The 10,999-nt window shown below is 67.0% G+C and carries 9 protein-coding genes and 1 pseudogene; 3 read left to right on the top strand and 7 right to left on the bottom strand.

Annotation, left to right across the window (positions count from 1 at the left end):
• Positions 1–1,149: DUF222 domain-containing protein (locus tag MRBLAR12_RS12885; RefSeq protein WP_364746513.1), on the bottom strand; the 1,149-nt coding region annotated here is incomplete at its 3' end.
• Positions 1,150–1,152: 3 nt separating this feature from the next.
• Positions 1,153–1,473, bottom strand: coding sequence for a hypothetical protein (locus MRBLAR12_RS12880; RefSeq protein ID WP_229995551.1), 321 nt, complete (start codon positions 1,471–1,473; stop codon positions 1,153–1,155).
• A 181-nt stretch (positions 1,474–1,654) separates the two neighbouring features.
• Between MRBLAR12_RS12880 and MRBLAR12_RS12875 the strand changes: the two genes are divergently transcribed.
• Positions 1,655–2,818 carry an NAD(P)-dependent alcohol dehydrogenase gene (locus tag MRBLAR12_RS12875; RefSeq protein ID WP_364746511.1) on the top strand — a complete coding sequence of 388 codons (1,164 nt, stop codon included), beginning with the start codon at positions 1,655–1,657 and terminating at the stop codon, positions 2,816–2,818.
• Entirely contained in the window at positions 2,815–3,243 is a 429-nt protein-coding gene (locus MRBLAR12_RS12870) for an HIT family protein (RefSeq protein ID WP_229995549.1), read from the top strand. The genes MRBLAR12_RS12875 and MRBLAR12_RS12870 overlap by 4 nt, the downstream gene beginning before the upstream one ends.
• A 1-nt stretch (position 3,244) precedes the next feature.
• Here MRBLAR12_RS12870 and hrpA read toward each other — a convergent pair whose 3' ends face one another.
• Both hrpA and MRBLAR12_RS12860 read right to left on the bottom strand, forming a co-directional pair.
• The gene (gene hrpA / locus MRBLAR12_RS12865) at positions 3,245–7,288 is read right to left on the bottom strand and encodes an ATP-dependent RNA helicase HrpA (protein WP_364746509.1); all 4,044 of its coding nucleotides are present in this window, start codon (positions 7,286–7,288) and stop codon (positions 3,245–3,247) included.
• 153 nt (positions 7,289–7,441) lie between these two features.
• The gene (locus MRBLAR12_RS12860) at positions 7,442–7,609 is read right to left on the bottom strand and encodes a hypothetical protein (RefSeq protein ID WP_229995547.1); all 168 of its coding nucleotides are present in this window, start codon (positions 7,607–7,609) and stop codon (positions 7,442–7,444) included.
• A gap of 81 nt (positions 7,610–7,690) precedes the next feature.
• On the opposite strand from MRBLAR12_RS12860, the gene MRBLAR12_RS12855 reads away from it, so the two are divergent.
• Positions 7,691–8,656, top strand: coding sequence for a GlxA family transcriptional regulator (locus MRBLAR12_RS12855; protein ID WP_229995546.1), 966 nt, complete (start codon positions 7,691–7,693; stop codon positions 8,654–8,656).
• Between the two features lie 39 nt (positions 8,657–8,695).
• Here MRBLAR12_RS12855 and MRBLAR12_RS12850 read toward each other — a convergent pair whose 3' ends face one another.
• The 3 genes and pseudogenes from MRBLAR12_RS12850 to MRBLAR12_RS12840 form a co-directional block, all read right to left on the bottom strand.
• Positions 8,696–8,992 carry a protealysin inhibitor emfourin gene (locus MRBLAR12_RS12850; RefSeq protein WP_229995545.1) on the bottom strand — a complete coding sequence of 99 codons (297 nt, stop codon included), beginning with the start codon at positions 8,990–8,992 and terminating at the stop codon, positions 8,696–8,698.
• A 43-nt stretch (positions 8,993–9,035) separates the two neighbouring features.
• The gene (locus MRBLAR12_RS12845) at positions 9,036–10,124 is read right to left on the bottom strand and encodes a M4 family metallopeptidase (protein ID WP_414645510.1); all 1,089 of its coding nucleotides are present in this window, start codon (positions 10,122–10,124) and stop codon (positions 9,036–9,038) included.
• A gap of 289 nt (positions 10,125–10,413) precedes the next feature.
• Positions 10,414–10,785 (bottom strand): annotated as a pseudogene (locus MRBLAR12_RS12840) (tyrosine-type recombinase/integrase); the annotation flags it as partial.
• Positions 10,786–10,999 lie beyond the last annotated feature (214 nt).

Here is a 10,999-nt window from a genome sequence, read left to right as displayed (position 1 = left end):
GGTGTAGAGCCGGCGGATCCACACGCCGAACGCGGTGTCATCGGCAGCCCCGTCCGTGCCACCGGATATTGGGGGGCTGCCGGGTCCCGGGGAACCGTCGGCTATGCCGCCGGGGTTCGTGCCGGGGTCGGGCCCGCCGCCGCCGGGTTCGGGGGGACCGCTGGTTGACTCGCCGGGTTCCCCTGGACCATGTTGTCCGGGTGAACCGACGCCGAATGTGCTGTCGTTAGCCTTTGTGCCGTTGATAAGATCGCGGGCCCAGCCGGCGGGGACGGTGCCGTAGCCGGGGAGCCGGGCCGGTTCGGCGTCGGCCTGGAAGAGGGTGCGGTCGGTCATGACGAGCTGGATCTCGACTCCGGTGATCCCGCCCGGGGTGCCGGTGCTGCGTTCGACCAGGGCATCGGCCATCAGCTGCCCGCGGGAGCGCGGATCCCCGCTGTTCCTGAGGGTGTCGGCGTGCCGGGTCAGGGCGGTGTAGACGCCGACGCCGGCGGTGACCGGGAGCAGGGCGGTGAGCTGGCACATGGTGTCGGGGGCCGGGCGGAGGCTGACGTGCCGCTCGGTGGCGGCGTGCGCGGCACGCTGGGTGACGGAGCGCGGGTCGAGCCGGTACGCGGCGGCCCGTGCCCGGCCGGTCAGGGACCGGTCACCCACCCCGTCGAACGTGCCGGTGTCCGCGGCGAGGTCCGCGTCGACGGCGGCCCGGTCCGCGGCGGTCAGGCAGGCGGTTTCGCGCACGAGCAGGGTGGCGCGCCATTCGTTGAGCTGTCCGGTCTGCAGCGCGGCGAGGGTGTGCGGCATTTCGGTGACCAGGGCTTTGGCCAGGCCCAGGAGCCGGCCGCCCTTGGCGGGGGATTCGCGCCGGGCGAGGGCGACCTGCGCGCCGACCCCGGCGCCGAGTTTCTCGGCCGGGATCCCGGCGGCGGTCTGCTCGTGGCGTTGGAGCAGGTCGAAGGCGGCGGCGTGCCGGGCCTGCCGGGCTGCCATGGCGGACTTCAGGTCCTCCAGGTCCCGGATTTCGTCGATCAGTGCGGCGGCGCTGTCCGGAGCCGGGAGGAAGGCCAGGATCCGGGCCAGTGCAGCGACCGTCACAGCATTTGCCGGTGCCGAGTCTGCCGGAACCACTTCGGGCCCCTGATTGCCGTCCATGAATCAAGTGTCCCTGCGGGCTATGACATTTATGGCCCGCCGGAGCCGTTCCACCGCTTCGGAAGCCATCGGCGACCTTCCAGGTCCGAAAGTCACTCCCGAAACGCTGCCCAGGAAAACGTCGAGCTGAAGACGCGTCAGCAATGCGTCGATCGCAGAGCGCAACTCGTCAAGCTGTCGGTACTGTTCGATTATCCCGGCGCGATCCTCGGCCTGACGCACGTCCCGGAGCACGCGGGCGCAGAATGCGAGCAAATCCTGGAGGTCGTCGTGACTGCGCCCTGCCACTGATGAAGCCACTTCGGGCCCCTGATTGCCGTCCATGTTTCAAGTGTCCTTTGGGGGTCTGACAAAATAGACCGGTCGCCAGTTGCGACGGCAGCCGCTCGCAGGGCGGCTGCCGAAGGACTCCGGGGCCTATGGCCCACGGGAGGCTCTCGGTCCGCACCGAACACCCCGCACGCCAAAGTGGAACACAGGCCCGTCCCGGGGGTAGCGTCGAGACATGACTCCTGGACGCCCCGTACCGCCGCCCCTTGCCAAGCCGCTTCCCGATTTGACCACGGACGCCACAGACACGACGACGCCAGGTCCGCGGCTGGCCGCCGCCTACGGCGCCACCGAACCGGATAGCGGACTCGTTCCCCTGACCGTAGCCCGGCGCGCCCCCAAAGAGGACGACGTCGAGATCGCCGTCGAATTCTGCGGACTGTGCCACTCGGACGTGCACGCCACCCGCGGCGAATGGGGCGGCGACACGTACCCTTTGATCCCGGGCCACGAGATCGTCGGCCGGGTCAGCCGGGTAGGTTCCGCCGTCGAGGACTTCACAGTGGGGGAGCGCGTGGGCGTGGGCTGCATGGTGGATTCCTGCCGCGAATGCGACAGCTGCCTGGACGGCCTGGAGCAGTACTGCGAAAACGGCCTGGTGGGAACTTACGGGGCCAAAGATGCCCGCAACGACGGCGCCATCACCCAGGGCGGCTACGCCACGTCCATCGTGGTGGACCGCAACTATGTCCTGCGGGTCCCGGAGAGCCTGGATCCCGCCGCCGCGGCGCCTTTGCTGTGCGCCGGCATCACCACGTATTCGCCGCTAAACCACTTCGAGGTCGAGGAAGGCGATGTGGTCGGCGTCGTCGGACTGGGCGGCCTCGGCCATATGGCCGTCAAGATTGCCAAGGCCATGGGTGCAGAGGTCAAGGTCTTTACGACGTCGGAGAACAAGTTCGCAGCAGCACGCGAGCTGGGCGCCGACGACGTCATCCTCTCCACGGACCCAGCCGCGATGGAGGCCGCGAACCGCAGCATCGACGTCATTATCGACACCGTCGCCGCCTCGCACGACCTCAACCCGTACTTCCGCACGCTGCGCCTGGACGGCGCGCTGTTCCAGCTGGGCCTGCCCGCGGAAGCGATGCCGCCCGTCAACCCCGGCGCGCTGATCCGACGCCGGATCGCCTATGCGGGTTCACTGATCGGCGGCATCGCCGAGACCCAGGAGATGCTGGACTTCTGTGCCGAGCACGGCGTGGTGTCCGACGTCGAGGTGGTCGGGGCAGACCAGCTCAACGAAGCCTACGACCGCATGGTGGCCGGCGACGTGAAGTACCGTTTTGTCCTGGACGCCAGCACCCTGGGGTCCCCGGCAGAAAAGGCGGACGCATGAGCACTCTCTTCACCAAAATCATCAATGGGGACATCCCGGGCCGCTTTGTCTGGCGCGAGGACGACGTCGTGGCGTTCCTGACCATGGGCCCGCTGGCCGACGGCCACACCCTCGTGGTGCCTACCGAGGAAGTGGACCGCTGGACGGACGCCTCGCCTGAGGTCCTTAGCCGGGTCATGGAAGTTGCCCGCAAGATCGGCGCAGTCCAGGTGGACGTGTTCGACGCCGCCCGGGCAGGGCTGATCGTGGCCGGCTACGAAATCAACCACATGCACGTCCACGTGTGGCCCTCCAACTCGATGGCTGACTTTGATTTCGGCTCGGCGGACCAGCACCCGGATCCGGCCAGGCTGGACGCCAACGCGGAGAAGCTCCGCGAAGGCCTCCGCACGGCCGGCCACGCCGAGCACGTTCCGGCCGCCTGACCTACGCCGGCGCCAGTACCTTGTTAAGCGCCGCCCGGATGCGCTTCTCGGACACCGAATAGGCGGTCCCGAGTTCGACGGCGAAGAGGCTCACCCGGAGTTCTTCGATCATCCAGCGCACATGGGTTAACTCCGCACCGGCCCGCCGTCCGGGCAGCAGGGCGGAGACGGCGTCGTCGTAGTCGTCCTCGAGTGCCTGGACCGCAGCCATGTGCTGGGCGTCCCGCTGGACGTTGCCCGGCAGCTTCTCGAGGCGTTTTTCGATCGCCGTGAGGTAGCGGGGCAGCTGGCTGAGCTGGGCGTAGCCCGTGCGTGCCACGAAACCCGGATACACCAGCTGCTCGAGCTGGCTCTTGACGTCGTTGAGCGCACTGATGAGGGCCAGGCTCGTGGTGCCTTTGAGCTGCTTTTCGATCCGTCGCGTGCTCGCCAGGATGCGTTCGACGACGGCGGTGACCGTGAAGACTGTGTCGATCAGCTCCGCCCGGACACTCTCGTACAACGCCTTGAACGATGCCTCGTCCCACGGCAGCCCGGCCGGCGTGAGTTTGTCGATGGCGGCCAGGGCGCAGTCAGCGATCAGCGCCGTCACGGAACCGTGGGGGTTCTGGCTGAACGTCAGTTTCTCGGTGTTGTTCAGGTGCTCCAGGACGTAGCGGTCCGGCGGCGGCACTCTCAGGGCCAGCAGCCTGATGACACCGCCGCGCATGGCTTCCTGCTGTTCCGACGGCGTCTGGAACAGCCGCAGCGCCACGGAAGTTCCCTCGTCCACCAGGGCCGGGAAGCCGGTGACGGTGTGCCCGCCAACGCTGCCCTGGACCTGGCGCTGGACGGTTCCGAAGGTCCAGTCCTTGAGCCCGGACATTTCCGTGAACCCGCCCGGGGCCGCGGCCGTGGCAGCCGCCAGGGCGGCCGACGGCGACGAACCGGCCCGTGACGCCCGGGTGTCCTTCCCGTTCGCGCCGGCCGTCCCCTTAGCCGTGCCATTTCCTTTAGGTTGAGGTGCCGTGGTGCCCGGTGTGGCACCGAGGGATTCCGCGATGGCCCTGCGGGTGGCAGGGGCCAGCCGCTCCTGCAGCGCGTTGAGGTCCTTGCCCTCATCCAGCAATTTGCCGCGGGAATCCACCACCCGGAAGCTGACCCGCAAATGCGCAGGCACGGCGTCCCAGTTCCAGGACCCCGGCGGGATGACCTGTCCGCGGATCCGGCGCAGCACCAGTTCCAGCGACGGTTCGAGCTCGTTCGTGGCGGGATCGAAGTCCGCCTCCAGCGCCGCGACGGCCTGCCGGGCCACATCCGGTGCGGGAACGAAGTTCTTGCGGACCTGCTTGGGCAGCGACTTGATGAGCGCCGTCACGAGTTCCACCCGCTGCCCGGGGATCAGCCAGCGGAACGCGGCGTCGTCGAGCTGGTTCAGGAACAGTACGGGGACCTCGGCGGTGACGCCGTCGGAGGGGTTCGGCGGCGAACCGGGCGCCACCGGGTGGAACTCGTAGCTCAGCGGCAGCTCGAAGCCCTTGTGCAGCAGGGTCTTGGGGTAGGCGGAGTCATCCAGGGCCGCGGCGTCCTCGCTGATCAGCAGGGACTGGTCGAAGTCGAGCAGCGTGGGATCCTGCTGCCGTGCGTCCTTCCACCACTTGTCGAAGTGCCGCTCCGAGACGACCTCCACGCCGATCCGGGCGTCGTAGAACTCGAACAGCGTCTCGTCGTCCACCAGGATGTCCCGGCGCCGCATCCGGGCCTCGAGCTCCTCGACTTCGTGCAGCAGAGCGCGGTTGCGGTGGAAGAACTTGTGGTGGGTCTGCCAGTCGCCTTCAACCAGGGCATGGCGGATGAAGAGCTCGCGGCAGAGCTCGGGATCCACCTTGCCGTAGTTGATGCGACGGCTCGGGATGATGGGCACGCCGTAAAGGGTGACCTTTTCGTGGGCCATCACCGCGCCCATCTTCTTGGACCAGTGCGGTTCGCTGTAGCTGCGCTTGACCAGGTCAGGGGCCACCTGCTCGGCCCAGAGCGGATCGAACTTGGCCGCGACGCGTGCCCAGAGCCGGCTCGTCTCCACGAGTTCGGCGGCCATCACGAACGTGGGCGACTTCTTGAACAGTGCCGAACCCGGGAAGATCGCGAAGCGGCTGCCGCGGGCACCGGCGTACTCGCGCTTGCGCTCGTCGAGGATGCCGACGTGGCTCAGCAGCCCCGAGAGCAGGCTGATGTGGATGCCGTCGTGGTTGCCCACCGGATCGGCAAGGCGCTTGTTGTCCAGGCTGATGCCCAGCGGGCGGGCCAACTGGCGGAGCTGGGCGAACAGGTCCTGCCACTCCCTGACCCGCAGGTAGTTGATGAACTCGCCGCGGCAGAGCCGGCGGAACGCCGTGGAGGACAGTTCCTGCTGTTTTTCCTGCAGGTAGTTCCACAGGTTCAGGTAGCCGGTGAAGTCGGAGTTCTCGTCCCGGAAGCGGGCGTGCTTCTCCGCGGCGAGCTGCTGCTTGTCCGTTGGGCGCTCGCGAGGGTCCTGGATGGTCAGCGCGGCGGCCAGGATCATGACTTCCCGGACGCAGCCCCGCTTTCCGGACTCCACGATCATCCGGCCGAGCCTCGGGTCCACCGGCAGCTGGGCCAGCTGCTGGCCGACGGCGGTGAGTCCGCCGCCGTTTCTTCCGGCCGCGCCCGCCGGCCGGCGGCCGGGGCGGCCGTCGCCGTCGTCCGCTGGCTCCTGGGTGCGGGCGGCGCTAAGGGCGCCAAGTTCGCGCAGGAGACTAACGCCGTCGTTGATGGCGCGCGAATCCGGCGGCTCGACGAAGGGGAAGTTCTCCACATCCTTCGGTCCGCGGGCCACGCCCATGGCGGTCATCTGCAGGATGACGGCCGCGAGGTTGGTGCGCAGGATCTCCGGGTCCGTGAACAGCGGCCGCGACCCGAAGTCCTCCTCGGAGTACAGCCGGATCGCGATGCCGTCCGAGACACGGCCGCAGCGGCCAGAGCGCTGGTTGGCCGAGGCCTGGGAGACGCGTTCGATCGGCAGGCGCTGGACCTTGGTCCGGTGCGAGTAGCGCGAGATCCGCGCCGTGCCTGTGTCGATGACGTACTTGATGCCGGGGACCGTCAGCGACGTCTCGGCGACGTTGGTGGCCAGCACGATCCGGCGTTTGCCGCCGGGGTGGAAGACCTTGTGCTGCTCCTGCAGGCTCAGCCGTGCGAAGAGGGGAAGGACCTCGGTGCCGGCCAGGCGCCGGTTGGACTGGATGCGGGCGTTGAGGGCCTCCGCCGCGTCGCGGATTTCGCGCTCGCCGGAGAAGAAAATCAGGACGTCGCCCGGCGCCTCCTCTGCGAGTTCGTCGACGGCGTCACACACGGCATCGAGCGGGTCGCGGTCCTCCTCGAGTTCGTCGTCCGAGGCTGCGCCTTCTCCATCATCGGCGCCGGCGCCGCCGGCGGGCTGGGACAGCGGGCGGTAGCGGATTTCCACCGGGAAGGTCCGGCCCGACACCTCAATGATGGGGGAGGGCTCTTCCTCGGTGCCGAAGTGCTTGGCGAAGCGCTCCGGATCGATCGTGGCCGAGGTGATGATGATCTTCAGGTCCGGGCGCTGCGGCAGGATCCGCTTGAGGTAGCCGAGGATGAAGTCGATGTTGAGGCTGCGTTCGTGGGCCTCGTCGATGATGATGGCGTTGTATTTGCGCAGCAGCCTGTCGCGCTGGATTTCGGCCAGCAGGATGCCGTCGGTCATGAGCTTGACCTTGGTGGACCGGCTGACCTCGCCGGTGAAGCGGACCTGGAAGCCCACTTCCTGGCCGACCTCGACGCCGAGTTCCTCCGCGATGCGCTCGGCCACCGTGCGGGCCGCGAGCCGGCGGGGCTGGGTGTGGCCGATCAGTCCGGTCTCGCCCAAGCCGAGCTCCAGGCACATCTTGGGGATCTGGGTGGTCTTACCCGAGCCGGTCTCACCGGCGATGATGGTCACCTGGTTGGCCGCGATGGCGGCCATCAGATCTTCGCGGCGCTCGGATACCGGCAGCTCGGCGGGGTAGGAAATATGCAATGTCATGGCTGGAGACAGTCTACTGGGGCGGACTGTCAGCTGGGGTGGCGACGGCGGTTGTCCGGTCCCGCTGCTCAGTCCCTCTGCTCAGTCCCGCTGCTGCGGGGCGCATGTTGAGGGCCCGGCTGGATGAGCCGGGCCCGTGGTGTGCGCGGAGACTTAGAAGATCCGCAGGGTGTAGTTGACACTCGGCAGGTCCCGGGCCATCCAATACTCTTCCGAGCGGACGGGCGGGGTGTGGCCGAGGCCGTCCTTCCGGAGGGCGGAGATGGTGGCTGCGAGGCCGACAATGATCAGGACGATGAGGGCGATTCCGAGGAGTTCCATACCTCCATGGTTCTCCGGTCCACGACCTAAAAAAAGTGGCAGAAATGCCCAAAAAGCTATAATTTCTGCCACACTGGAAGCATGATCAAATCAGTGGCAATGATCGTGGTTCCCAACTTCTCGATCTTCGAGTTCGCGACGGCCTTTGAGGTCTTCGGCATAGACCGTTCGGACCGCGGAAACGGCGTGCCCGCCTTCGATTTTCGCGTCTGTGCTCCGGAGCCGGGCGACGTCCCGCTCAAGTCCGGCCTGTCCATGCACGTCGGTCTGGGGCTGGAAGCGGCAGCGGACGCAGACCTGGTGGTGATGGCGCCGTACGGCCGGGATGAGGACGTTCCCGAATCCGTCCTGGAGGCCCTGCGGGCCGCCCATGCCCGCGGTGCCTGGGTGATGTCCATTTGTTCGGGGGCCTTCGCCCTGGCTAGGGCCGGCCTGCTCGATGGCCGCCGCTGCACCACCCACTGGCATTACTCCCAGGAACTGGCCAGCCGATACCCCGCTGTTCTGGTGGATGAAAACGTCCTCTACGTCGAAGACGGCCGGGTCATCACGAGTGCCGGCACGGCCGCCGGGATCGATGCCTGCCTGCACCTGGTCCGCGTTGAGTTCGGCGCCAAGGTGGCCGCCGCCATCGCCCGGGACATGGTGGTCCCGCCGCACCGGGACGGCGGCCAGGCCCAGTACATCGACCGACCCATTCCCCAGTGCGGATCGGAGCCCATGGAGCAGCTGCTGCAGTGGATGGTCCGGCACCTGGACGAGGAACACGCAGTCAACGAACTGGCGGCCAGGGTCCATATGTCGCCGCGGACGTTTGCGCGGCGCTTCCGCGCGGAAACGGGGGCCACCCCGGCGGCCTGGCTCAATTCCCAGCGGGTGCTGCGGGCGCAGGAACTGCTGGAGAGTACGGAACTCAATATCGACGAGATCGCGAGGGAATCCGGCTTCGGGCATTCGGTCCTGTTGCGGCACCACTTTGCCAAGGCGCTGGACACCAGCCCGCAGTCTTACCGGCGCACGTTCCGGGGACACCTGGCCACGGCATAAAGTGCGGCGGCGTGACGGGCCCCGACTAGCCAAAGTCCGCTAGCCAAAGCCCGGCGGCGCCGACTCCTCGGCCGCGGACCGCGCGCATTCGACGAGGTCGCGCCACGGACCCGTCAGCGCACGCTCGGGCAGGACTGCCCGGTGTTGATCGGCCCGGATGCTGTACATGAACCGGTCCGGCTGGCCGGTTGTGCCGCTGATTCCGGCAACGTCGTCCCAGGGGCAGGCCTCGATCAGAGGCTGCCACCGGTCGGTGTCCTCCGGCGGCTCGGGCCGGACGGTCCACGTCCTTTTCATTCCGGCCACGCCGCCACTGCGCTGGACAGTTATCTTCATCGGACTCGGATCTCAATCGGACTCGATCTGCGGGGGGCTTGGCTTATCGCCGGGCTCCCGGGAACTTTACTTTCACAGTTTCCCACGCGGAGCGCACGGCGTCATGTTCCTTGGAATCCTCCCCGAAGAGTTCCCTGGCAGAGGCGGCAGTGGCCTTGGCGAAAGCGCCGAACGTGGCGGTGGGGGACAGTGTGCCGCCCGTCAGCGTCTCGTACCAGATCTGTGCCGGTGCGTCCCAGGCATTGCCGCCGAGGGCCGTGGCAACCAGGCAGAACGCACGGTTGGGGATTCCGGAGTTGATGTGCACGCCGCCGTTGTCCGCGCTCGTGCGCACGTAGCCGTCCATCGAGTCCGGCTGCGGGTCCTTGCCGAGCACGTCGTCGTCGTAAGCCGTTCCAGGAGCCTTCATGGAGCGCAAGGCGGCCCCCTGGACTTGGTCCGTGAAGAGGCCTTCGCCGATCAGCCAGCTGGCCTCCGCCGTCGACTGCTTCCGGACGTACTGCTCAACGAGAGCACCGAAGACATCGGACATCGACTCGTTCAGGGCGCCGGCCTGGTTGCGGTAGACCAGCCCGGCGGAGTACTGGGTGACGCCGTGGGTGAGCTCGTGGCCGATGACGCTCAGGGATTTCGTGAACCGCTCGAAGACCTGGCCGTCACCGTCGCCGAAGACCATTTGCTGTCCGTCCCAGAACGCGTTGTCGTACAGGCGGCCATAGTGGACCGTGGCATCGAGGCGGAGACCTTTGCCGTCGATCGAATTCCGGCCGAAAGCTTCCGCGTAGAGGCGGTGGGTGTGCCCCAGCCCGTCGTAAGCCTCATCGGCGGCGGGATCGCCCGTGGGCGGTTCGCCTTCTTTGCGGACCACGCTGCCGGGCAACTGCTCGGCGGACTTGGCGTCGTAGACCGTCCGTTCCGGCGCGGACGGCTTGAGCTCCCGTAGCCCCGGATGCCTGCCGGGCCCGGGCAGTGCGCGGGAGGCCTGGAAGCTCGGGACGTGTTGCAGGGCTTCCTTTGCGCCGCGGGCGGCCTTGGAGAGCTCCGGCTTTTGCTGCGCGGCCAGCCGGCGGAGCATATAGGGCGGAACGATGGAACAGTGCTGCGTTGGAAAGAACACGTGAGACCCCCTCATGCTTCGGGCGGGCAGGGTAGCCCGCTACCGATGAAAACAGCCTACGAGGGGGCACCGACAATCGGCAGGGGCAAAGCCGCTGGTTTTCCGCGTTCTTTCGGCTGGATTCAGTGCACAAAAAACCCCGCCGTTTCAGTGAAACAGCGGGGTTTGCTGGCAAAGCCAGTATTTTGTGCCCTCGATAGGATTCGAACCTACGACCTTCTGCTCCGGAGGCAGTATGAAAAACGCTGTCAACGTTGAGAAGCAGGTCCATTGAGTGACACAAAAGTGACATCGGGTAAAACTGTCACTGCCAATCCATGTCCCGCAATAGGTCATTCAGCCGGCTGGCGCTGTCGTGGAGATCGTCGTCGAAGAGGCCAGCATAAGTGTCGAGGGTCAGCGTGGCGGAAGCGTGGCCAGCTAACCGCTGGACCACCTTGACGTTGGCACCCGCGCTGATGGCCAGGGATACGGCGGTATGCCGTAAATCGTGGAACGTGGGGGATGGGAAGTTAGGGTCGCCGGCTGCGGCCCGTTCAATAGCGGGCTTATAGACGTTCTTGGTGAAGTTGCCATTTCGCAGGACCATACCGCGCGGGCTCTGAAAAACCCGCGCGGTTGAGGGCTTGCCGTCGACGGCGTTTCTCAGCTGATCAGCTAGCAGTCGGGGGATGGGGACCTGTCGGTCCTCGCCGCCCTAGACGATATGAAGTGTGGTGGGCCGGTCCTGACGTAGGACTGGAACCTCGGGTTCAAAGAGGTGCGTGGGTTGCCGGTCCGGGGGCCTGTTCCGCAGTCTCGTGCGGGGTGTGGACTGGTAGAGCCACATTTGAACGTCTGGAGGTTCCAGCCATGAATAACCGTACCTACGTCGGTTTGGATGTCCATGC

Origin of the sequence: Arthrobacter sp. LAR12-1-1.1 (assembly GCF_040676555.1) — a bacterium.
Taxonomy (GTDB): Bacteria; Actinomycetota; Actinomycetes; order Actinomycetales; family Micrococcaceae; genus Arthrobacter.
The sequence above is the reverse complement of the archived record's forward strand: the minus strand, read 5'-3'. Positions and strand labels throughout refer to the sequence as shown.

What these genes read in the sequence shown, in the direction of transcription:
- hrpA (WP_364746509.1), bottom strand. Translation starts at nt 7,288, where the DNA reads ATGACATTGCATATTTCCTACCCCGCCGAGCTGCCGGTATCCGAGCGC.
- MRBLAR12_RS12850 (WP_229995545.1), bottom strand. Translation starts at nt 8,992, where the DNA reads ATGAAGATAACTGTCCAGCGCAGTGGCGGCGTGGCCGGAATGAAAAGG.
- MRBLAR12_RS12880 (WP_229995551.1), bottom strand. Translation starts at nt 1,473, where the DNA reads ATGGACGGCAATCAGGGGCCCGAAGTGGCTTCATCAGTGGCAGGGCGC.
- MRBLAR12_RS12845 (WP_414645510.1), bottom strand. Translation starts at nt 10,124, where the DNA reads ATGAGGGGGTCTCACGTGTTCTTTCCAACGCAGCACTGTTCCATCGTT.
- MRBLAR12_RS12855 (WP_229995546.1), top strand. Translation starts at nt 7,691, where the DNA reads ATGATCAAATCAGTGGCAATGATCGTGGTTCCCAACTTCTCGATCTTC.
- MRBLAR12_RS12875 (WP_364746511.1), top strand. Translation starts at nt 1,655, where the DNA reads ATGACTCCTGGACGCCCCGTACCGCCGCCCCTTGCCAAGCCGCTTCCC.
- MRBLAR12_RS12870 (WP_229995549.1), top strand. Translation starts at nt 2,815, where the DNA reads ATGAGCACTCTCTTCACCAAAATCATCAATGGGGACATCCCGGGCCGC.
- MRBLAR12_RS12860 (WP_229995547.1), bottom strand. Translation starts at nt 7,609, where the DNA reads ATGGAACTCCTCGGAATCGCCCTCATCGTCCTGATCATTGTCGGCCTC.